A 20917-nucleotide genomic window follows, 5' to 3' on the forward strand; every position below is an offset into this window, starting at 1 on the left:
CCCCGTTCATTTATTGTAAATCCTTAGAAAAGCACTCAACATTCCGCCAGCGCTTACGCAGGTAAGGGCTGTTATGGTGGGCCCGCGGGGATTCGAACCCCGGACCTCCACCTCGTAAGGGTGGCGTCATAACCAGCTAGACCACGGGCCCGCCCAAACCATTAAAGTTGAACTCCAAATATAAATCTTTCGCTCATAGGTTTTTCTTGAGCATCTCCTTAACAACTTCCGCTATAGCCCTTGCAACCGTCGGTGGGACAGACTCCCCAACGCTGTCATACTGCACGTTTCTCCCCCCAAGGAAGATATGATAGTCTGGATAGCCCATAAGCCTTGCCTGCTCCCTAACCGTCAAGAGCCTGTCCTCAAACGGATGGATAAACCTGCTCGTCCCCCTAACAGTTGGGGCGGGCTTGTAAGGGTGTAGTCTTATCCAGTTCTTAAACCTGCCTCCAAAGGAGTGCAGTGCTTCCCCCCATTCAAGCCCTGCAATTGCCCTCCTCTTCTTAGCAGAGAGGGGAACGTACTCGTGGTTTGGGATTTCTTCTTCAGAGAATAGTGGATCAGGAAGATCGCCTATTGCATCCCACACGGTGAGCTTCTCCTTAACTTTCGGCGGATTTAGGGGAATGTTTGACACAAATACCCTCTTCCTTATCTGTGGCGTTCCATAATCATAAGCGTCTAGGATATTAAAGTAAACCTCATAGCCGGCTTTTTTGAACTCTTTCTGGAGGGCTTCTTTCAGAGGGCCTTCCATGACCTGAGGAACCTCTTCCATAACGAAAATTGCTGGCCTAAAAGCCTTCAAAAATCTGATAAAATGGAGAACCAGTCTGCCAATTGGATCATTGTAAAGCCTGTCAAGGGGGTCCTCCTTCCTCTTCAGGTTTATTGCGGTAAAGGGCTCACACGGAGGACCGCCTATAATTACTTCAACCTCTCCAATCTCCTTTTTGAGCTTCTCCGCATCAAGCTTCTTGATGTCCTCCACAAAGACAATCGTTTCGGGAAAATTGACCTGATAGGTCTTTGCTTTTGGAGGAAAGTTCTCTACAGCGGCGACTATTTCAAATCCCTCTTCTTTAAACCCTCTGCTGAATCCCCCCGCACCTGCGAAGAGGTCTATTACCTTCATCCATCCACCGAAAAGGGTATAAAAACTAAGCTTTATAAGGTTTTCAAAATACTCAAAAGGGGCGAGACAGGTGGAGCGAGAGATCACCGAAGAGAAACTTAAAAAGTATTTTGAAATTACAAGGAGAGCCCTTGAGAAGCTTGAGATAGCAGTCCATGAAAAAAGCCTCCTCTTCTCTGTAGCGCAAGACTTTTTAACCATGGCAAAAAGCTACTATAGCGACGCTGAATACTACTACAAGAAAGGGGACTACGTCACAGCATTTGCCGCTTTGAACTACGCCCATGGCTTTATTGACGCAGGGGTAAGACTTGGAGTGTTTAAAGGTGAAGATGACAGACTATTTGCATTCGGGTGAGGAAGATGGGAGATTATATAGTCGTCCTTGAAGCTCCAATAATAGTGAGAGATGTTGAAAGTGCCGAAGATGCGATAAACGTTGCCGTATCAAAGGTGGCAAAGGCACTAAACAAGGAGAAACTCGACTTTGTGAGGGTTGAAATCGGTTATTCCCAATGCCCTGTTTGTGGGTCCCCATTTGAGAGTGCGTTTGTTATCGGGAATGTTGGTCTGGTTGGAATTTACCTAACGCTTAAGGTGTTCAATGCTCAAAGCCTCGAGCACGCGGAGAGGATAGCCAAAGCGGTTGTTGGAAAAGCCCTGAAAAAAGTGCCTTTGAAAGTTTTTGAAATTAAAGAGCTCCACAACGGAAAAGAGGAAGAGGGAATAGAGATTAACGATAACAACGGCATTTAATTTCCGTAGCTTTTTTCTCATTTTTCGCTGGGAGTTATAATTTGGAGTTTATCGTTTTTAGATTTTTCTAAACAAAGCTTTTAAGCTTCCTTGCTGCAAAGGACAACATAACTTTTGGAGGTTTTGACATGGCAAAGTTCATCTTTGTAACCGGTGGAGTTGTGAGCGGACTTGGAAAAGGAATAACGAGCGCTTCACTGGGCATGCTCATGAAGGCACGGGGATTCAAGACCACAAACATCAAAATAGACCCGTACATCAACTACGATGCCGGAACAATGAGTCCCTATCAACATGGAGAGGTTTTCGTACTCGATGATGGAGGAGAAGTTGACCTCGACCTTGGAAACTACGAGCGCTTTTTGGACACAAACCTGACGTTTGACCACAATATAACAACCGGAAAGGTGTATTCTGCAGTTATAGAGAAAGAAAGAAGGGGCGACTACTTAGGTGCAACCGTGCAGGTTATACCCCACATCACCAACGAGATAAAGGAGCGCATAAGGAGAATAGCCAGGGAGTATGATGTTGTTGTCGTTGAAATAGGTGGTACAGTTGGTGACATAGAGAGCATGCCATTCCTTGAGGCAGCCCGTCAGATGCAGATCGAAGAAGGGAGAGAAAACGTCGCCTTTGTCCACGTGACCTACGTTCCAAAGCTCAAAGTCGTTGGAGAGCAAAAAACCAAGCCAACACAGCACAGCGTTAAGGAGCTGCGCTCACTGGGAATTCTGCCTGACGCAATAGTGGCGAGGAGTGAAGACCCCTTGGAAGAGGAGGCCAGAAAAAAGATAAGCCTCTTCACAAACGTGCCAGAAGAGGCAGTGATAAGTGCCTACGACGTTGAAGACACCTATGAAGTCCCGCTCCTCCTTGAGAGGGAAGGGCTCGGTAAATACTTAACTAAAAGGCTCGGACTTGAAGAGAGAGAACCTGAACTGAAGACCTGGGAAGAGATGGTCAGAAAGTACAAGAGCCTGAAGGATGAGGTGGAGATAGCCATTGTAGGGAAGTACGTCAAGCTTGCCGACTCATATCTCAGCATAAAGGAAGCACTGAAGCACTCAAGCGTTGCCAACGACGTCAAGGTGAAGATAAGATGGGTTGAAGCTGAAGACCTGGAAAAAGAAGGCTTTAAGCTCCTTGAAGGGGTTCACGGTATAATAGTGCCCGGCGGATTTGGTGCAAGGGGCAGCGAGGGCAAGATCATGGCCATCCAGTATGCGAGAGAAAACGACATCCCCTTCCTTGGCATCTGCTTTGGATTCCAGCTAACCGTTGTGGAGTTTGCAAGACACGTACTTGGCCTCGAAGGGGCAAACTCAACCGAGATAGACCCACAAACGCCGTATCCAGTTGTTGACCTCATGCCGGAGCAAAGGGGGCTTGACAAGCTCGGTGGCACCATGAGGCTTGGAGCGTATCCAATTAAAATAAAAGAGGGCACCCTTGCCCACAGGCTCTATGGTAAGGAGCTCATATATGAACGCCACAGGCACCGCTGGGAGGTAAACCCAGAATACGTGGAACAGTTTGAAAAGGCGGGCCTTGTGTTCAGTGGGATAGCGGGAGACGACGAAAGAAGAATGGAAATCCTTGAGCTTCCAGACAAACGCTACTTCGTGGCAACCCAGTTCCATCCAGAGTTTAAGTCAAGGCCAATGAACCCAGCACCTGTATTCAGGGGATTGGTAAAAGCAGCGAAAGAAATGAAAGGCTAAAATTCAAGCTCTAATAGTTCTTCTTTTTCCTTCTTTGAAAGCTCTAAATAGAGCATCAATCCCCCAACGGCCGTTAAAGTCTGAATTAATGCTTGAAACGGTGCTTGCAGGAGATTGGCTATTAAATTTGCCATAAAGTCAGTTCTCCCTAAAAACAGCAGACCGACGAAAGATGCCGGAACTGCTAGGAGGAAGAATATTGACAGGGTAAGCAATGCCCCAAAAGCCACTGTGGAGAGTTTGTTTTTGAAAGCCAGTGAGAAGCATCTCAGAGAGGCCACAATGGAGTTGTTTAGCACATAGATAGGCACAGCCATTGAACCCGCCCCTACGACGAGCAGGGCAAGGGGGAGTTCAACTAAGAATATCAGCAAGACAAATGCAGGGTTCCCCCCAGAAACGAGGAACAAAAGTCCAAAGACAAAGATTGGGACTAAGATTATTGCAAAGCTCACAATCCCTACAATTAAAACCACCAAAAACACATGAAAAACATGCATTATTCCCTCGTATATTAGATCAACGAGCGAATATTCTCTCCCTTCTTCTGCTATTAATGCACCTTTTATAACCGCATATTCACTCAGAGCTTGGAGGAGGAGAGAGACAACCATGAAGACCATTAAAAGCTTGAAAAAGTCTGCAAGTTCATTAAGCATCTCTTCGGAAAATGCACCATGCTCTTCGAAGATAATGCTCTCATTATCCCCTTCTTGAAGTTCAGGAATTCCCTCAAACATCGGCATCTCGTTGACAAGATAAGCAGAAATTGGGCTTAGGATAATCGAGATCACCAAAGGGATTAGCAAAAGTTTGGGATTTCTTGTGATAGTTACAATAGTTCTGGCAAAAGCATCTACAGCCCCCATTATCATCACCAATGGAAATAAGGAGGGCATAGTTTTAAGGGTTTGGGCGGGAAAAGATTTATAAGTAAATCTCTAAAATGCCCATAGGGTTAAGATCATCATGAGGTGAGAGTTATGGCTATCTGGCAGGGAAGATCACTCAAAAAGCCTTCAGGTGGAAGAATCATATTCGCAAGAAAGAAGAGAAAAAGGGAGCTCGGAAGAGAGCCAGCATTTACAAGAGTAGTTGAGGACAACGAGGAAAGGAAGATAATCAGAACATACGGTGGCAACAGGAAGGTCAGGCTCGTAAAGGCACTCTACGCAAACGTTTTCGAAAACGGAAAGGGTAAAAAGGTAAAGATAATCAGCGTAGTTGAGAACCCAGCTAACAGGCAATACATAAGAAGGAACATCATCACAAAGGGTGCAATAATCCAGACAGAGATTGGAAAGGCAATCGTTACTTCAAGACCAGGACAAGATGGCGTTGTAAACGCAGTTCTTATTAAGGAAGAAAATGCCTGAATTCTTCCCTTTTCTGCGAACTTTTATATACTTTAGTCTCCTATTTCATTCTGGTGTAAGTAATGGAATATTCACGTATTGAAAAGATACTTGCAAGTTTATTTGTTGCTTTTCTCCTTCTGGCGAGCATAAACGTTCTCAGGGAACTTGAGAATGTTCCCCAAAGACCGGATTATGAATATTACCAAGAAAAATATGGGATAAGACCCCTTCTTGAGAACCAAAGCCGCCTGATGGAACTTGAAAGGCAATTATTCGAGGTATATCAAAAGGCAGAGAGCAATCTAACCGAGGCTGAGAGAGTTTACCTCTTCAAAAGAGAGGAATACAGAGTTGCACTTGAGAGCGGAAACGCAACAGAAGAACTGAAGAGGGAATACCTGAAAGCCAAAGAAGAGTATGAGAAATCCTACTTCCAGTATCTCGGAGCAAAAAGCGCCTATGAACAGACGCATGAAAAACTTGAAGAGCTCAACTCAAAAATCCAGGAGCTCATGCAGAAGGCAAATGAAGAATACACAAAGGCCTACAACGCCTACAAGCTTAAGGTTCTGGCTCTAAAGCTCTTATTTGTCCTACCAGTTTTTGTCGTATCACTTTTGCTCCTCCGGAGGTACAAAAACATCTACACTTCCTCTCTAATAGCGTACTCTTCGCTGTTGCTGATCTACCTTCTGCTCTCTGCAATATGGGACACCATCCACCTCATAGGCCTGAGTCTTTTTGGAGCACTTGCGACTCTTTTAGCCCTCTATTATGTGAGAAAGGAATACTTCAAACCTGAAAGGGTTTATAAAAGAAGAATTGCCCAAAACAAATGCTACAGCTGCGGCTTTCCAGTAAAGGATGATTACCTGCACTGCCCCAACTGTGGAGCAAAGCTAAAAGAAAAGTGTGAGCACTGCGGAGCTCTAAAGCCTATTCACCTTCAATTTTGCCCGTACTGCGGGCAATAGCTTCCATATCCGGCTTTAATATTTCTATAACTCTTTCTTTTAGCTTTTCTATTCCAATTCCCTTCTCGGCAGAGATTTTCAATGGTTCAATCCCCTTAGCCCTGAGGAATTCTTCGATCTTCTTTATCTTTTCTTCATCAGCAATGTCTATCTTGTTAAGCACGACTATGAACGGGAACTCTCCAAATTCCTTATAGATTTCCTCAAAAAGGTGCATCTGCTCCTCTACTGGGAAGCCACAGTATTCGCTCGGATCAAAGATGTAAATTATCAGCTTGCCAAGGTGCTTCAATGCTAAGATTGCCTGTTTTTCGATTTCATTTCTCTCGCTTAATGGTCTATCTAGGAGACCAGGTGTGTCTATAACCTGGTACTTCATCCAGTGCTCCTCAAATTGACCCACGTTTATCCCTTTCGTAGTGAAAGGATAGCTCGCAACTTCTGGCTTGGCATTCGTGAGTTTCCTCAGCAGTGTGGACTTTCCAACGTTTGGATGACCGGCTATCACGATAGTGGGAAGGCTGAGGTCAATTACGGGCATATCTTTGAGAACATCCCTCGCTTTGTTCAGGTACTCGAGATTGTCGGCTATGTCCTTTATAACGCTCGCAACTCTTCCATAAAATTCTCTCCTAAGTCGTGCAATCTCCTCTGGATCCCTCGAATACCTGATTTTTTCCACGTACCTCTCTTCAAGTGTTCTTACGGTCTTTATCCCCCAGTTTATTGAAGCCAGAGCCTTATGGAACGTCCTCCTATCAACGAGCGTATCTAGGAGTTCCTGGTAGAAAGGAGGCAAGGTTGAAGCTCCCGGAGTCCTGTCGAGAATCTTCTTCAAGTTGTCCCTGATAACGTTTGAAACCGTCCTAACTCTAAGCTCCTCTCTCTGCCTCGCTTTACTAACCTCGCTCCCTCTCGGATTAAAGGCAGAGGCAGCTTTTTCAGCTCGCCTAAAAGCCTTGTCAATGATCTCATCCGCAAGAAGTATTGTCGGCATCTTTTCAAATGGATTTTTCATCTTCTCTCACCCTTTCTATTTTTCTCGCCTTTAGTGACTTTCCCAGTAGGTTTTTAAAGATGTTGATCTAATGTTGTCTTTGGAGGGATATAATGAACAAAGAGTTCTCTGATGAATATCTGGGAAAGGTCATCGATTCACTTAAAAACAAATCTCCAAAGGAGATTCTAAGCTACGCTATTTTCAACGAAGAGGAAGAAGCTAAATATTATGCTGAGCTTTCTAAAAAGGCCAAAAGAGAGAGTATTAGGATTTTATTCATTCAGATGAGCGAAGAGAGTGAAGAACACAGAAACAAGCTTTACAATCTTTTTAAAAAGCTTTATCCCGGTGAAGAGCCAGTTAAAGTGGAAGCCCCTCCTGTTGAAGTACTTCCATTCTACCCTAAATTTGAAACTGTAGATGATTACCTGAAAGCTCTTGAGTACTGCATGGAAAGTGAGCTCTTTGCGAAGAAAGCCTATGAGCTGCTCGCTCAAAAGGCGGAAGATGGGGACGTTAAAGCCCTTGCCCTGCAGCTGGCGACTTTTGAAGAAGAGCACTATGAAAGAATCAAGAAAGCCTACGAGCTTTTTGTTACCATTCATCAGCAAAATTTTGAGTTTAAGGATTTCTCTCCGGGAGGATATCTCTTCGATGACAAAACAAAAGCTAGATACTTCTTTATGGAAGTTTTAGACGGCAGAAAGGGGATTATTTTTTCAAGGGATCCCCCGGAGGAAGTCAAAAAGTGGATGAAAATGGAAGTATCCGCTTTCTGGGTAACGTCCAAAACGTGTCATGGATGCATCTCCCCGCGGGCATTGCTGAACTCCCTTGAAGATATTCCAAAAGAGAAAAATCTCGCGATTTTAATTGAAAATCTAGAAATACTCAGAATAGCGGCAGATGACTTTGAAGAGTTCTACACAAACTTATCGAAGCTCAAAGATGAAGCAGTGTTAAACAGATGCTACCTCGTTCTATCTGGGAGCAGAGGAGCATTTGAAGATAAAGAATGGAAAATACTGGAATCCGAGTTCAACTACATTTCATAGCCTTTCAATTATTTTGGGAATCTCCTGGGGTTCTAGGGCTGTTTCGACCATGTAGCCCTTTTCCACCAAAATTTTGTTGAAGAGCTCTTCCCTTTTCCAGCCGTCTAAAGTTGAGTCCCCATAGAACATGACCTCCGGGAGGAGAAGCAGCCCTAAATCAACTTCTGGGAGCTTCTCAACTTCTCTAAGGACATCCTGAGCTGTCAGCAAACCAGCAGTGCCTATGTTTCCCCCAAAGAACTCGTTCTTGACCATGATTACATTAATTTTTGGAAAGAGGCGTTTTATCTCTGGATAAGCGAGCTCCCCGGTGAGAATGTAAGTTGGTAAAGATGGCTCAATGTCAAAGGGCTCCAGTGGGATTTTGAACTCGCCAAGCAGAGCCTGGAATATCGGTGGAATGACCACCTTCAGGCTCAGCTCTTTCTGCTTCTCAAGGGCGACGTTTTTAACAAATAGAAGCTCCTCTCTCGTTAAAGCCCGCGTTCTTGAGTGCTTTGTAACCCCAATTGGGAAGAGTCTAACCTCATGAACACCAAAGCTGTCCAGATCCTCCAAAATTTCCCCTATATCAGAAACATTATAGTCCGGAGTCAGTATTATATCTGCTATTACCCTAAACTTCTCCACGACCTTTGGCAAAAGGTCAATGACCCTCCCCGCGTTTTTGTTCTTCATAAGCTTAATCCTCACGTCCTTCTTCGTTGTGTGAAGGGAGATTTGAATCTCATCAAGCCCAGCTGAGTAGAGGCTTTCAATTCTCTTTTCGTCAAATCGGACGTTTGCACTCGTATCTGTGACCCGTATCCACAGGTCGTAGTGCTTTCTTGCATAGGCTATTCTATCTTCAAGCTCCGGGTCGTTGAGGGTGTCGTGTTTGGAAACTCTGTATATCATTTGCGGAGGATTCTACATAAGGTAGCAGAAAACGCAATCATTGCCGCATGGACCGGCCTTAGAAGATGGGGGAATTATGAGCAGGTCGTCTCTCTCATCTACCATGTCGAGTTCGTATTTGGTAATCTTTCTGAGCTTGTAATCCTCCGTCAGCTCATACATGTGGGGAAAATCAAAAAGAGAGTTTAAAAAGGATTAGGTGGATAAATTATCCTACTTTCCCGCTATTCTAACGTTCTCAAAGGCCATTGATGGCACTACCATGCTGCCTCCGAAGGGCAATACCTTTTGCTCCCTGCTTACCGCGTAGAGGTTCGGCAACAGCTCGTAAACGTTGCCGCTCATCATGAACACTGCAGAGCCTTTTACCTCCCCGTTTTCAATCAGGAAAGCCGGATTAGCCACAACTGCGAAGTTTCCATTGTCCGGGTTGCTTGAGTGAGCCCCCTGGAAACCGCTCACAAGGTAGCCGTGCTCTATCTCTCCGATAATCTCCTCAAGGCTCTTCTTACCCCCTTCGATTACAACGTTGTGGAACCCTATGCTTATGCCCCCGGTAGAAAGGTTCCGCTTTCCATTTCCTGTGCTTTCAACCCCGTGGATTTTTGCCCAGTAGTTGTCCCATACAAAGCCTTTAAAAACTCCTTTCTCCACTATTACATTTCTTCTCGTTGGAACGCCTTCATCGTCCGCTATAACCGGGTTTATGCTGAGCTCATGGAGGGGATCGTCGTATATCGTGAGTAGCTCGTTTGAGATGCTTTCCCCTATTTTGTTGGCCAGAGGTGTTGTGCCCTTAACAAGTCTCTCTCCGCTGAATGCCGGGAAGAGCGCATAGGATAAGAGGCTCGAAACTGCCCATGGTTCAATTACTACTTTCGCCTCCTCTGTCTTGCTTTTTTCGGTTTTAAATGCCCACTTAACTTTTTGCAGGGCGTTTTTAACAACGCTTTCTACATCAAGCTTGAGGGAAAGCTTTGCATCGAAGTCAAAAATGCCGGGGGTTACTTTTCCTTCCTTCATCCCAACGAGCTCGATGTAGAAGAACGCTCCTCCTCCTTCCTGAGATACGTTAACGCCGTGAGAATTCACTATCAGGCTTTCTCCCCACTCTGCTCCTCCACCGCCACCTGCAACGATAATTCCCTCTTCCGATGCCATTCCAATGCCTTCTCTCGCGAGCTCTACGAAGTAGTCTGGAGAAACTTCTTTAAGTTCTTTATCAACTTTTCTCGGCTCTCTGTATTTTCCGGGCTCGGGAAATGAGACCCACTTCTCATCGGGCTTGTTGAGCTTTGCAAGCTTGTATGCCCTCTCTATGGCTTCTTTGATTTTCTCTTTATCTCCGCTATCGACTATTGCAACTCCAAGTCTCTTGTCCTTAACACCCCTAACAACGGTAACAACTCTCTCCCTTAGAGCGGAGGTAGAAACTTCGTTGAGCTCAATGTTAACGCTCGCATCTCTGCTCTTGTAAGTGGCAATTTCGAGCTCGTCAAAGAATTTTTCCCCAAAACGGATAAGCTCTTCCATCTTTATCACCCGATTATTATTCCTCCGTCAAAGCGCATGTGCGGACCACCAGAGCTAACAAAAGCAGTTTGCCCTTTTCCACATCTCCCCATTTCGAGACCAAAGTCATTTCCTACGGCACTTATCTTCTTCAAGGCTTCGATGGCAATTCCACTTATGGAAGTGTCTCTTATGGGCTTCGTTATTTCACCGTTCTCTATCATGTACCCTTCTTGAACTCCCACCTGGAAAGCTGAGTTGAGCTGTGCCTGACCTCCTCTGAAATCAACTACATAATAGCCAAACTTGATGTCCTCTATCATCTCCTCGAAATTCCAATCTCCCGGCTCAAAGATTGTGTTGCGCATTCTTATTATCGGTGGATAGGTGTAGTTTTCAGCCCTCGCGTGGCCGTTTGGCTCCATGTTCCACTTGTGGGCATATTCCCTGTTGAGCATTATCTCCTTCAAGACTCCGTTTTCAATTATGTGAATGTCTTTGACTGGAACGCCTTCGTCGTCATAGCGGTCGTTTCCAAAACCGCCCTCCACTATGCGCTCGCTCATTGTAACGTATTCGGGAGCAATCTGTTTTCCAATCAAATCTTTGAAGGGCGAGTTTATCGTCAAATCCGCCTCCGCAAGGTGTCCGAGGGCTTCGTGAGCTATAAGTCCCACCACTATCGGGCCAGCAACTATTGGGAACTCTCCACGCTTTGGTGCAACACCCTCCAGCTGGGCATGAACTTTTCTGATAACTCTCTTTGCTACTTCCTCGTTTGGCTCCTTCTCCTTAAACAGCTCCCAGCCATAGTCAACTGCCCCAACCTCATCTCTTGCAGCGGCAAGCTTTTCCCCTTCTTTGCCAGTTGCCCAGACGTACTGCCATACGTAGTTCAAATCCCACTTTATTTTTGTGCCCTCGTTTGTTATGAGAATCTTTTCCCCGCTTGCATCTTCGTAGCGAAGCCACGTTGACTTTATAGCCCCGTCCTCTTTGAGAAGAGACTCCAGATCCATTAATCTCTCTACCTTTTCCTCTATTGGAACTTCTTTGGGCTTTATTTTCATCTTGCTTTTCACGAAGTCCTGATATGTCTTTATCTCCGCAAGCTGGATTTTCTCCTTTTTAGCCTTTGCCGTTGCCTTTGCAAGTCTGTATGCACTTTCTATGGCTTTTTCAAGGTTTTCAAGTCTGTTTGTTGAGGAAAATCCCCAAGCTCCATCTGCAAGAACCCTGATGGCAACTCCCATCTGCCCCTTGTCCGCAAAAGTCGTAAAAGTTCCATCCTTGAGCTCCAGAGTGTTCTTGCTGATGTTTTCATAGCGAATCTCTATGTAGTCCGCTTTGAAGTTTTCAAGGGCCCAGTTAAGGGCTTTTTCTAATCTATCTTCCATTGCATATCACCCACAATCTAAAGGCTTAGACAGTCATCTAAATTAATGTTACCATCGTATAAAAGCATTATCTTGAGTCAGAGTGTACATATGTGGGCACGGATGAAGCAAAATTTAAATATTACAAAAATTGTAAATACTGATGGTGGTAACTCGTGGCTGCTGAGAAAAATTGGAAATCGACTTTGGAAAACGTAAAAAGAAAGACTGGTGAACTCGTCGAATCTGCTCCAGAACTCTCCAAGTTTATTGAATACGTCCACACTGCCGAGAGCCCAAATGCTCTCGACACAAAAACAAAAGAACTCATTTCTTTAGCTATAGCGGTGGTCATACGCTGCGAGCCCTGTATTCTCTGGCACTGTGAAGCCGCTATCAATGCTGGGGCAACTAAAGAAGAAATTCTCGACACACTGAAAGTTGCTGTAGTAATGGGTGGGGGACCTGCCTTAATGTACGCTGTAAAGGCATATGAAATAGCAAAAGAATTCCTCAAGGAATGAACTCCTCAAATAAGTTCAAAAAATCTTTTCGCGCCGCTTATTCTCCATTTTCCCTTCTGGGTGGCGTGGGGAAGTATTGTGAACTCAGACTGGCATTTCATATTGTTATCACGAATTCTATGAAGAAAAAGAAAAAGGTATAAATTTTGCGAAATAAAGTGAAAGTACAATGAAGAGAATTGGAGGTGGGAAAATGTTTGACGTAGTTGCAATAGGCAACCTCAACTACGATATAACTCTCCTTTTAGATAGGTTTCCCGAGTTTCATGAGAAGATAATCGCCAAGAGTGCCCACTTTGGATTGGGTGGTGCTGCAGGCAATACCGCTTCTTGGTTAGCCCATATGGGAGTTAAGGTGGGCTTCATCGGCGCAGTCGGTAACGATGAGATTGGAGAGGCACACATAAACTACTTTAAGAAAATCGGTGTGGATGTAGGAGGTATTAAAGTTGTCAATGAGCACTCTGGAATAGCCATCTCCCTGATAAAAGGAGAAGACAAGAGGATAGTAAAGCACCTCGGCGCTAACGCATACAGAGATGTCGATTTTGAGTACCTTTCAAAAGCCCGACACATCCACATGTCATCAAATCCAAAAGAGCTCATTGAAAAGACTGCTAACTTTGCCTTCGAGAAAGGAATTTCCATTTCGCTGGACATAGGTGAGGCAGAAGTTCCAGAATCTGTCGAGGACAAAATAACCTACCTGCTGATGAACGAGGACGAGTTCAAACGAAAATATGGAAGCCTGGATAGGGTTCATGATGTCAAAGCCAAAAACGTTATCATAACATTAAACGGCGGTGGAGCAATGATTAGAGACGAGAATGGAGATGTCTTTGAAGTTAGAGGCTTAAGTGCCGAGGTAGTAGATTCTACCGGAGCCGGGGATGCCTTTGATGCTGGATTCGTCTATGGAGTTCTCAAAGGGTGGAAACTTGAAGATGCAGCAAAGCTCGGAACTTTACTTGCATATCTAACGGTGCAGAAAGTTGGCGCTAGAAGCGCAATTATCCCATTGGAGGAAATTAAAAAAATATCAAAAGAGCTGAACCTAGGACTGCCCTTTTAGTAGCTCTTCAAGCCAACTGTTCTTGCCTGCTTTTCACTCCATTTGTATCCCAAATATCCCAAAATGGCATAGATTAAAGAGAGACCCACAAGATAGGAAATCTCTCCCACGGCTTTTTCGTAGCCGTAGGCAACAACTTTTCTTACGGCTTCACTGGTTGGGGCATAGGGGAGGATTTTCGCCATTATCTGGAGTCCCTTGGGCAGGATTGAAATTGGATACATAGCACCGCTTAACGCAAAGACCAGCATTTCAAGAATCGTTATGAACGGGCCCGGGTCTTTTAAATAAAGAACAATGCCCGCGGCGGCCATTCCCATCCCTATCATTCCTACCGTACCCACAAACAACACTGGAAGGGCTTTAATGAAATTAAAGGGGTTGAATTGAATGTCAAATAGCACTACAAAAAGGGGAACGTATATAGCCATGTAGATTAGTGACAAGAAAATTCTGGTAAGAACGTTGCCCAGGAAAAACGTCAGCCTCCTTATTGGGGCCGCAAAGGAGTACTCGAGAGTGCCGGCGTAGAGCTCATCAACAACGCTCCACACAAAGCCGCTTAGAAAAGTCAAGCCAAAGCCCAGTACCATAAATCCCAAGACTGCAAAAGTTACGTAGTCTGAGTATCCAGTAAGCTGCTGAAGTGCGGGGGAATTTCTCTCGCCTGTGAGGCCCATTCCTATCAGCAGAGCCTGACCAACGAAGAAAAATCCAAACATGACATCGCTGATAAACCACACCCTGTAACTCAAAAAGATTCTCCAGCTCTTAACTGCAACACCATAAAGCGCTCTGAGCTCGTTAGTAACCTCCATAGCCAACCACCCGGGTTATCTTTTCCGCCCATTTGAAAATTAGATATCCAGCTGCCCAGTAAAGGGGAATTAAAAAGAGAAGCCACACTATTTCCCCCTGTATTTCTGCGTAGGTTTTTCCAACGAAGATTGCCCTAACAGCGGAGGCAGCATGGGTAAGTGGAAACAACTTAGAGAAGGAAACCAGCCATTTGGGCATCACACTAAGGGGAAAGAAGACGCCGGAGAAAAAGAGCATTCCGAACTCAAATATCTGAGCAAAAGGCCCTATGTTCTTTAGAAGCATCACAAGTCCGGCAAAGATAAACCCAAATCCTAAAAAAGCTAAGAGAGATGCCAGAATAATTGGAATAGACTTCAGAATTATCGTGAACGTTAGGGGGATATCAAATATCAGGGCGCCAATTAGGAAGACGATTCCCATGAGGGCAGAATCCATTAAAAGCCAGCTAACAGCCAATCCGGAGAGGAGCTCTAAAATCCTAGCCGGAGAGAGAATGTTCATTTCGAAGGTTCCCCTCTGGAGCTCCCTCCTCACCCCCCATACGTAAGCTTCCATTGGTGAAACTGAAACCCACCACAAGACGTAGCCTATCAAAGCGTATGTTGGATAGTCCCCCATGCCCGTAGAACTCGCCAAAAGCTGTGAATACCTCCCCCCAAGAACCGCCTGTCCGAAGAAGACGAACTGAAGAAGAAAAACTAAACCAACGAGAATAGAGCTTATTACCCTCAAAGGATACCTGAAAAACATCCTAAATTCTTTCTCTATTACAGCAAGCAATATCAATCCCTCAGCCCCCTGCCAGTGAGCTTTATAAAAACGTCTTCCAGAGTTGGCTCCTTCTGCTCTACGCTTATTATCTTCGCCCCGTTCTTTACGAGCCATTCGACCACCTTGGGAAGCTCTTCTTCATCCACCTGGCCTCTTAAGGTTATAATTCCCCTTTCGGAATCCTCATCCACAACTGCCATTCTCCAAGGTAAGCTATCAAAAGCGCCCTCCCATTTGAGGCGTATCTCCACGACATCTTCGTCTTTAACAAGCTTTTTAAGCCCATCCGGAGTATCGAGGGCTATAATCTTACCGTGGTCTATTATGGCTATCCTATCACAGAGCTGCTCCGCCTCAACCATGTAGTGGGTCGTTAGGAGGACGGTTTTTCCTTTCTCGTCAACAAGCTTCCTTATAAATTCCCTAACGAATATAGAGCTCTGCACATCTAAGCCTAGAGTAGGTTCATCCAAAAACAGGACTTCCGGGTCGTTTATCAAAGCCTTTGCTATAGCCAGCCTCTGCTTCATCCCCCTCGAGTAGTTCATGACCAGATCATCTTTCCTCTCCCACAGTCCAACCAGTTTGAGAAGCCTTTCAATTCTTTCTTTTTCCTCTCTCTTGGGGACATAATAAATCCTCGCAAAATATTTCAGGTTTTCATACGCACTCAAACGCCAGTAAAGAGTTCTCTCTCCCTCTGCCACAAGGTTTATCCTCTTTCTAATCTCCCTTGCGTCTTTCTTTATATCATATCCCAAAATTTTCGCCTCTCCCCCGGTAGGCTCAAGCAATGTGGTCAGCATCTTTATTGTAGTTGTCTTTCCAGCCCCATTGGGCCCAAGAAGGCCAAAAAGTTCGCCCTTTTTAACCTTAAAGCTGATGCCCTTAACCGCCTCAACCCATTCTACCTTTCTTAACGGGAGAGGAATATTTTTAGGATACCTCTTCTTCAAATCAAAGACCTCAACTGCATACATAACTGTTCCCCTAAGATACTCATGCTGATCAGAATACATAAAGATAGTGGTTTTTAACATGCAAAGGCTTAAAAATGGTAACAGAGATAAACCATAAAAAAGACTACAAAAGGCTTAAAGGGCAACTGTATCATGGAGGTGGCTTCATTGGAAATAACAATTGAGAAATTCAAGCCGAAAGTTACCCGGCCTTTTAAGAGGAAAAACGAATACTGGGTAAAGCTCATAGATGAGAGTGGCGAGTATATAATGAAGTTCAAAACCCCTCTAGAGGCTGAAGATGCAATATACGGGCTTCTTGATCTTCAGGTTTATGGTGGCAAGGTTAAGCTGAAGCTTAGAGAAGGGAATGTCATAGAAGACATCCAAATTCTTGAACTCTATAAGCCCTCTGCAAAGGAGCTTGTTGATGAGTATTTTAGCGAATAGCTGAAGTCCTTTTTTGTACATTAAGCTTCTTTTTTCGACAAAAACCTATATATACTACGGGGCCCAAATATATAATTAGTAGGTTCATACAGCGTTCACAAAATCAATTTTTAAGATAAAATCCAAAGACTTGGAGGTCTTACTTATGGCCAGAAGAAAAAACCAAGAGCTCCTGAAATTCGCAGAGGAAATAGGTGGGGAAGAAGCGATTGAAGTAATCAAGGCTCTCGAAAAGAAAAAGGAGGCAACCGATGAAGAGATAGCGGAGATGACTGGAATTAGGGTAAATACTGTCCGGAAAATCTTATACGCTCTCTATGACAATCAGCTCGCAGAGTTCAGGAGGGTTAGGGACAAAGATACAGGATGGTACTACTATTACTGGCGCCTCGAAACAAAGAGACTACCAGAACTCATTAGAGCCAGAAAAATGCAGGAACTCAAAAAGCTAAAAGAAATGCTTGAGGAAGAAACTAAAGAAATCTACTATCACTGCGGAACTCCCGGCCATCCAAGACTGACTTTTGATGAAGCGATGGAATATGAGTTCAGATGCCCCCTGTGCGGTGAAATGCTTATGCAGTATGACAACAACGAGATAGTAAAAGAACTTCAAGAAAAAATTAAGAAGCTTGAAAAAGAACTTGGAATAAAGGCTTAAGTTTAAAATTTAGTGAACTGCGGGGATGATAAGATGGAGATTGTTATTCTCGAGAAGATATATGGGGATAGAAGCGGTTTTGAAAAGCTCAATAAAAAGCTTAAATCTCTTATAGGAGACTTAGAAGTTTCATGGAAGATAGGAATTACTCAAAAACAGTGGGTCAAAATAACCTTAGAAGGAGAAGATGAAGAGGTTTCTGCAAACCTCATACGAGAGGAGTTCGGAGAGGTTCCCTATAAGCTAAGCAGCGTAAAAGAAGGAGAACTATACAGGGGAAGGTTCATTGACCTCGGAAAAGTAGGTTATGGAGTCTACGTTGACATCGGAATATTCTCGCCGGCTCCAAAGGATGTGTTGGTTCCCCTTTATTACCTCAAGTCCCTCTTTGGAGATAAGCCGGCTAGACAGCTCATAAGGGAGTTCGGCTGGATAGATCACCTGCCTGTTGAGCTGGAAATCACAAAAGTGGAATTTGGGGCAAGGGAGATAGAAGGAAAATTCAGTGAAAAACAGCTGAGGCAAATAAAACAGTGGACAACCGACGGATATGATAAGATATTCGTTGCCGGCACAATAAGTGAAAAGGTTGAAGAAGCATTAATAAAAACCGGGCATTCAAGAGATGTAAAGAGACTCGAGGAGCTTGGACTCATGGAAACACTTTTGGTTCTTAAGAAGGGCACGCAAGCCCCCGGAATTATCAAAGAGATAGGGCCCCACCTTAGGGCCGCAGTATTTGGGGCAATTAAGTTTGAGGACTGACCTCCTCCCTGCCGTGAAGAGTGAGGGTTCCAACGAGTTAACCCCTCGCCAAGGGCGGGAAGGTTTGAGGGGTCTCATCAAAACCCACTAATAATGGGTTTCTCAACCCCTCTGGCCGGGTCTTCGGCCAGTTACCCCTACCTCCCGCAAGAGCGGGAAGGCTCAGGGTTATCGCTCAAACCCCATCCCGGGGTTTCCAATTATTCAGGAGGGTTTTTAGAGGACGCTTAACAGCGTCATCCTCCCGATGGCGGAAGGACACGTTTGAAACCCTCTTCTCATCGGGTTGTTTTTGAGTAGCCTTCTCAAGGCTTTATTACGCTTTTGAGTTTAAAAAGATTTCGGTCATTTAATGGTAAGGTTTTCAGGTTTTGCACCCCCTACCTACCTAAAGGGCGAAGCTTTCAAGAAAAAAACGTAAGCTCACATATCAGTCTAACTACAAGAGCCGATGATACGTATTGAACCATTGGGAAGAGCTGAGGAGAGTAGGCCAACAATGGAACGAAGACAATCAGAAGCCAGAAGAACAAGGCCTTCCCCCCTCTCATATTTAACAGAGATCTTCTGAAGTTAAACAGTAGATAAAGTATTAAAATCAGCTGGAGGATTCCTTCCTTCAAGAATGCAAAAAGAGCGCTCGGATTGAATGAGAAAGATACAGTTGGAATGGAAAAAACAGTTATACCCAAAACGAAGAAAGCAAAACTTAAGCCGACGTACATTAAGTTTCTTATGGACTTTGTTGGGAAAACAAAAAACGTGAAAACCGGGAAAACAATTAGATAAGGCCACACCAAGCTACTCACTGCAACGATAAGTGAAAGGAGAACGATCTGCCCAGTCCTTTTGGAACTCTCTTCTGCAAATTTTGCATTTAACGTAAGTGCTGCAACAAGAACTAGAAGGAACACGCATATATTCGTTGGAAGATCTGTAATAGAACTTCTGAAAGAGGGGGATGAGAACATAAATCCAAAAACTAGAAAGCCGAGTTCTCTATAAGGCTTTGGGGCGGTAAAAAATATCAGAGTGGATGTGAGGAAGAGAACAAAGAGGTGGAGAACAAGAAGGGCTTCTTCTGTGGGGGAGTAGAGCTGGAAATAGAGGTTGAGGGCGAGGGATAGAAACGAGTCCCTATTTCCAAGCAATGCACTCTGAAAAGTACCCCTGAGGAAGCCCTCGTCAATGGTAAATGGCATTGAGTTTGAAATCCAGAGCGCAAAGATAGAAATCACCATCATATAGAACAGGTGAGTATAGGTTCCATGCTTGGAGAACAAAAACATAAATAAAAGAGAGAGGATAACGCCCAAAACTAGGGAGATATACTCTTCCCTGTCTGTAAATCGGTACTGTTGTGAAAATGCCTTTTCTATGAGATATATATTGTCATCATTTCCCGTGAAGAACACAAAGTTGTTGAGAACTATAACCGACGGCTGCAAAGACGCCTCTGGAGGCAATCCCGTTAAGCCCCAGAGCTTTTTCATCTCCGGGTTGTCGTACACGTTCCCAACAAGAACTAGAACTTCATTACCTCTCTCCTTAAAGCGCGAGAGCTTCTCATCAACATACCATCCCCACGCCTGAGAATACTCACTCTCCCCAGAAATCACGTGGTAGGTTCTCCCATCAGACAGAAACTCCTTAAAGGCGTTTTCATTTGGATAAAACTCTAACTGGGATGCAGAAGCTAGAGGAACCATAAAGAGGAGCATCATGATTAAAAACTTCTTCATTTTCCCCACCGGATAAAATTATGTAGCCAGGTCCAGCGCGGCATCATGGTTTCGGCCCATGCCGATCTCAGCCGCGCATCAGTAGATAATGAGTGAGGGAAATTTAAGCTTTACTCTTCTTTCTTTAGCTCTTCCAGTTTTGCTACAAGCTTCTGAGCTATTCCCATAAAGGCCTTTGCAGCTGGAGTGTCTTCATAGAGAACTATCGGCATACCGCTGTCACTTGCCTCTCTTGCCTTCAAATCTATTGGAACTTTTCCAAGAAAGTCAACTCCCATCTTCTCTGCCAGCTTTTCTCCACCACCTTCTCCAAAGAGGTCTATTTTGTTTCCACAGTGGGGACATATAAGATAGCTCATGTTCTCAACGACCGCTACATAGGGAATACCCATCTGCTTCATCATGTTCACTGCTTTGCCGGTATCAAGCAACGCCACTTCCTGGGGAGTTGTGACTATTATAGCAGCATCGAGTTGAATTGTCTGAGCAACTGTTAAGATTTGGTCTCCAGTTCCCGGAGGAAAGTCCACGATCATAAAGTCCAGGCTTCCCCACTTCACATCGCCAAGGAGTTGTTTAATGGCCTTTGTAACTAGAGAGCCCCTCCATATTATTGGCTGGTCTTCGGGAACCATAAGCCCCATGCTCATGACCTTAATTGGGGTTGTCTGGCCTGAGAAGTCATTCATTGGGGGTATCATTTCAAAATGTCCGTCCTCAAACTTCTCTGCCAGAACCTCCGCCTTTTCAACACCGAGCATTTTTGCCACGTTTGGGCCGTGCACATCAGCATCCAAGACTCCCACGAAATAGCCCTGCTTTGCAAGAGCCACAGCTAGATTTACTGCAACTGTGGATTTTCCAACGCCTCCTTTTCCACTTAAGACCGCTACCTTGTATTTCCACTGCTTTTCTTTTTCCTTTATTCTCTGGGTAAGAGGGTCAACACCTAACCCGGGCACGTTAAAATTGGGTGGAGTTTTTATCGTCATCATTTATCACCTCTGCTTTAGGCTAGCCTAAAAATGCTTATAAGTTTTGCTCAGAAAGGGCGTGTTTATAGTAACCTTTATTAGGGTTTTTGCTGAATTCTTTCGGGTGGTTGTCGTGATCCCCAGATGGGATCACAGACTCAAAGACCCTGAAAGCGTGGCATTCGCAATTCTTGACGTTTTAGCAGACTTCGAATCAGAAGGAAAGCTGAAGAACCTGCCAAAATCCAAAAAATTTCCAGTAAAAACAATACTGGCAATACTCCTCTTTAAACAATACTACAACCTACCTCTCAGAGACGCCCAGCACTACGGCAGAAAATTCTTCGGAGCAAACATTCACTACTCAACCCTCCACAACTGGGAGAA

At 44.6% G+C, this 20917-nt stretch carries 22 protein-coding genes, 1 tRNA gene and 1 pseudogene; 12 read left to right on the forward strand and 12 right to left on the reverse strand.

What is annotated here, in order from left to right:
- Positions 1-74: 74 nt before the first annotated feature.
- Positions 75-151 (reverse strand) — tRNA-Val (locus tag GBV73_RS06055).
- A 42-nt stretch (positions 152-193) separates the two neighbouring features.
- Positions 194-1138: a DNA cytosine methyltransferase gene (locus GBV73_RS06060; protein ID WP_152880066.1), complete on the reverse strand. Its 945-nt coding sequence runs from the start codon at positions 1136-1138 to the stop codon at positions 194-196.
- A 70-nt stretch (positions 1139-1208) separates the two neighbouring features.
- Between GBV73_RS06060 and GBV73_RS06065 the strand changes: the two genes are divergently transcribed.
- From GBV73_RS06065 to pyrG, 3 genes are all read left to right on the forward strand, one after another.
- The gene (locus GBV73_RS06065; protein WP_042696740.1) at positions 1209-1496 is read left to right on the forward strand and encodes a DUF357 domain-containing protein; all 288 of its coding nucleotides are present in this window, start codon (positions 1209-1211) and stop codon (positions 1494-1496) included.
- A gap of 5 nt (positions 1497-1501) precedes the next feature.
- Positions 1502-1894 carry a DUF555 domain-containing protein gene (locus tag GBV73_RS06070; protein WP_152880068.1) on the forward strand — a complete coding sequence of 131 codons (393 nt, stop codon included), beginning with the start codon at positions 1502-1504 and terminating at the stop codon, positions 1892-1894.
- 128 nt (positions 1895-2022) lie between these two features.
- A complete protein-coding gene (pyrG, locus tag GBV73_RS06075; protein WP_152880070.1) occupies positions 2023-3618 on the forward strand; it encodes a glutamine hydrolyzing CTP synthase in 1596 nt (531 codons plus the stop codon).
- On the opposite strand, the gene GBV73_RS06080 is transcribed toward pyrG, so the two are convergent.
- The gene (locus GBV73_RS06080; RefSeq protein WP_152880072.1) at positions 3615-4496 is read right to left on the reverse strand and encodes a hypothetical protein; all 882 of its coding nucleotides are present in this window, start codon (positions 4494-4496) and stop codon (positions 3615-3617) included. The genes pyrG and GBV73_RS06080 overlap by 4 nt on opposite strands.
- Before the next feature lie 105 nt (positions 4497-4601).
- Between GBV73_RS06080 and GBV73_RS06085 the strand changes: the two genes are divergently transcribed.
- On the forward strand, positions 4602-4994 hold the full coding sequence (locus GBV73_RS06085) for a 30S ribosomal protein S8e (protein WP_042696762.1): 393 nt from the start codon (positions 4602-4604) through the stop codon (positions 4992-4994).
- A gap of 62 nt (positions 4995-5056) precedes the next feature.
- Positions 5057-5950, forward strand: coding sequence for a zinc ribbon domain-containing protein (locus GBV73_RS06090; RefSeq protein WP_152880074.1), 894 nt, complete (start codon positions 5057-5059; stop codon positions 5948-5950).
- Here the strand turns inward: GBV73_RS06090 and GBV73_RS06095 are convergent.
- Positions 5913-6968, reverse strand: coding sequence for an NOG1 family protein (locus GBV73_RS06095; RefSeq protein WP_152880076.1), 1056 nt, complete (start codon positions 6966-6968; stop codon positions 5913-5915). The two genes, GBV73_RS06090 and GBV73_RS06095, sit on opposite strands and share 38 nt — an antisense overlap.
- 92 nt (positions 6969-7060) lie before the next feature.
- Between GBV73_RS06095 and GBV73_RS06100 the strand changes: the two genes are divergently transcribed.
- Entirely contained in the window at positions 7061-8005 is a 945-nt protein-coding gene (locus GBV73_RS06100) for a ferritin family protein (protein WP_152880078.1), read from the forward strand.
- Here the strand turns inward: GBV73_RS06100 and GBV73_RS06105 are convergent.
- From GBV73_RS06105 to GBV73_RS06115, 3 genes and pseudogenes are all read right to left on the reverse strand, one after another.
- A pseudogene (locus tag GBV73_RS06105) lies at positions 8000-9064 on the reverse strand (DUF512 domain-containing protein). The gene GBV73_RS06100 and the pseudogene GBV73_RS06105 sit on opposite strands and share 6 nt — an antisense overlap.
- Positions 9065-9115: 51 nt before the next feature.
- Positions 9116-10435: a TldD/PmbA family protein gene (locus GBV73_RS06110; protein ID WP_152880080.1), complete on the reverse strand. Its 1320-nt coding sequence runs from the start codon at positions 10433-10435 to the stop codon at positions 9116-9118.
- 5 nt (positions 10436-10440) lie between these two features.
- Positions 10441-11811 carry a TldD/PmbA family protein gene (locus GBV73_RS06115; RefSeq protein WP_152880083.1) on the reverse strand — a complete coding sequence of 457 codons (1371 nt, stop codon included), beginning with the start codon at positions 11809-11811 and terminating at the stop codon, positions 10441-10443.
- A gap of 155 nt (positions 11812-11966) precedes the next feature.
- Here GBV73_RS06115 and GBV73_RS06120 point away from each other — a divergent pair, with 155 nt between their 5' ends.
- On the forward strand, positions 11967-12314 hold the full coding sequence (locus GBV73_RS06120) for a carboxymuconolactone decarboxylase family protein (protein WP_198011264.1): 348 nt from the start codon (positions 11967-11969) through the stop codon (positions 12312-12314).
- Between the two features lie 193 nt (positions 12315-12507).
- Positions 12508-13386 (forward strand): ADP-dependent ribose-1-phosphate kinase, encoded by an 879-nt coding sequence (locus GBV73_RS06125; protein WP_152880098.1) that lies wholly within the window; start codon positions 12508-12510, stop codon positions 13384-13386.
- On the opposite strand, the gene GBV73_RS06130 is transcribed toward GBV73_RS06125, so the two are convergent.
- Genes GBV73_RS06130 through GBV73_RS06140 form a run of 3 tightly spaced genes read right to left on the reverse strand, consistent with a single transcriptional unit; the run spans position 13383 to position 15959 of the window.
- A complete protein-coding gene (locus GBV73_RS06130; protein ID WP_152880085.1) occupies positions 13383-14204 on the reverse strand; it encodes an ABC transporter permease in 822 nt (273 codons plus the stop codon). The genes GBV73_RS06125 and GBV73_RS06130 overlap by 4 nt on opposite strands.
- Entirely contained in the window at positions 14191-14958 is a 768-nt protein-coding gene (locus tag GBV73_RS06135) for an ABC transporter permease (protein WP_371717038.1), read from the reverse strand. The genes GBV73_RS06130 and GBV73_RS06135 overlap by 14 nt, the downstream gene beginning before the upstream one ends.
- 32 nt (positions 14959-14990) lie before the next feature.
- Positions 14991-15959: an ABC transporter ATP-binding protein gene (locus GBV73_RS06140; protein ID WP_152880087.1), complete on the reverse strand. Its 969-nt coding sequence runs from the start codon at positions 15957-15959 to the stop codon at positions 14991-14993.
- A gap of 147 nt (positions 15960-16106) precedes the next feature.
- Here GBV73_RS06140 and GBV73_RS06145 point away from each other — a divergent pair, with 147 nt between their 5' ends.
- The 3 genes from GBV73_RS06145 to GBV73_RS06155 all read left to right on the forward strand — a co-directional run bounded on the left by GBV73_RS06145 (position 16107) and on the right by GBV73_RS06155 (position 17814).
- Entirely contained in the window at positions 16107-16388 is a 282-nt protein-coding gene (locus GBV73_RS06145; RefSeq protein ID WP_004067064.1) for a hypothetical protein, read from the forward strand.
- Positions 16389-16518: 130 nt separating this feature from the next.
- On the forward strand, positions 16519-17049 hold the full coding sequence (tfe, locus tag GBV73_RS06150) for a transcription factor E (RefSeq protein ID WP_152880089.1): 531 nt from the start codon (positions 16519-16521) through the stop codon (positions 17047-17049).
- A 33-nt stretch (positions 17050-17082) separates the two neighbouring features.
- Complete coding sequence (locus GBV73_RS06155) at positions 17083-17814, forward strand: DUF2110 family protein (RefSeq protein WP_152880091.1); 732 nt, start codon at positions 17083-17085, stop codon at positions 17812-17814.
- 404 nt (positions 17815-18218) lie between these two features.
- Here the strand turns inward: GBV73_RS06155 and GBV73_RS06160 are convergent, their stop codons facing one another.
- Both GBV73_RS06160 and GBV73_RS06165 read right to left on the reverse strand, forming a co-directional pair.
- Positions 18219-19556: a hypothetical protein gene (locus GBV73_RS06160; protein ID WP_152880094.1), complete on the reverse strand. Its 1338-nt coding sequence runs from the start codon at positions 19554-19556 to the stop codon at positions 18219-18221.
- 110 nt (positions 19557-19666) lie between these two features.
- The gene (locus GBV73_RS06165; protein ID WP_152880096.1) at positions 19667-20548 is read right to left on the reverse strand and encodes an Mrp/NBP35 family ATP-binding protein; all 882 of its coding nucleotides are present in this window, start codon (positions 20546-20548) and stop codon (positions 19667-19669) included.
- Positions 20549-20609: 61 nt separating this feature from the next.
- On the opposite strand from GBV73_RS06165, the gene GBV73_RS06170 reads away from it, so the two are divergent.
- On the forward strand, positions 20610-20917 hold a 308-nt coding region (locus GBV73_RS06170), incomplete at its 3' end, for a hypothetical protein (protein WP_152878962.1).

The sequence above is a fragment of the Thermococcus sp. 101 C5 genome (genome assembly GCF_009372125.1).
GTDB classification, from domain to species: domain Archaea; phylum Methanobacteriota_B; class Thermococci; order Thermococcales; family Thermococcaceae; genus Thermococcus_A; species Thermococcus_A bergensis.

Bases quoted from the DNA above. Each gene is read 5' to 3' on its own strand.
- GBV73_RS06060 (WP_152880066.1), bottom strand. From the start codon at position 1,138: ATGAAGGTAATAGACCTCTTCGCAGGTGCGGGGGGATTCAGCAGAGGG.
- GBV73_RS06070 (WP_152880068.1), top strand. From the start codon at position 1,502: ATGGGAGATTATATAGTCGTCCTTGAAGCTCCAATAATAGTGAGAGAT.
- pyrG (WP_152880070.1), top strand. From the start codon at position 2,023: ATGGCAAAGTTCATCTTTGTAACCGGTGGAGTTGTGAGCGGACTTGGA.
- GBV73_RS06085 (WP_042696762.1), top strand. From the start codon at position 4,602: ATGGCTATCTGGCAGGGAAGATCACTCAAAAAGCCTTCAGGTGGAAGA.
- GBV73_RS06090 (WP_152880074.1), top strand. From the start codon at position 5,057: ATGGAATATTCACGTATTGAAAAGATACTTGCAAGTTTATTTGTTGCT.
- GBV73_RS06095 (WP_152880076.1), bottom strand. From the start codon at position 6,968: ATGAAAAATCCATTTGAAAAGATGCCGACAATACTTCTTGCGGATGAG.
- GBV73_RS06100 (WP_152880078.1), top strand. From the start codon at position 7,061: ATGAACAAAGAGTTCTCTGATGAATATCTGGGAAAGGTCATCGATTCA.
- GBV73_RS06110 (WP_152880080.1), bottom strand. From the start codon at position 10,435: ATGGAAGAGCTTATCCGTTTTGGGGAAAAATTCTTTGACGAGCTCGAA.
- GBV73_RS06115 (WP_152880083.1), bottom strand. From the start codon at position 11,811: ATGGAAGATAGATTAGAAAAAGCCCTTAACTGGGCCCTTGAAAACTTC.
- GBV73_RS06125 (WP_152880098.1), top strand. From the start codon at position 12,508: ATGTTTGACGTAGTTGCAATAGGCAACCTCAACTACGATATAACTCTC.
- GBV73_RS06130 (WP_152880085.1), bottom strand. From the start codon at position 14,204: ATGGAGGTTACTAACGAGCTCAGAGCGCTTTATGGTGTTGCAGTTAAG.
- GBV73_RS06135 (WP_371717038.1), bottom strand. From the start codon at position 14,958: ATGTTTTTCAGGTATCCTTTGAGGGTAATAAGCTCTATTCTCGTTGGT.
- GBV73_RS06140 (WP_152880087.1), bottom strand. From the start codon at position 15,959: ATGTATGCAGTTGAGGTCTTTGATTTGAAGAAGAGGTATCCTAAAAAT.
- GBV73_RS06155 (WP_152880091.1), top strand. From the start codon at position 17,083: ATGGAGATTGTTATTCTCGAGAAGATATATGGGGATAGAAGCGGTTTT.
- GBV73_RS06160 (WP_152880094.1), bottom strand. From the start codon at position 19,556: ATGAAGAAGTTTTTAATCATGATGCTCCTCTTTATGGTTCCTCTAGCT.
- GBV73_RS06165 (WP_152880096.1), bottom strand. From the start codon at position 20,548: ATGACGATAAAAACTCCACCCAATTTTAACGTGCCCGGGTTAGGTGTT.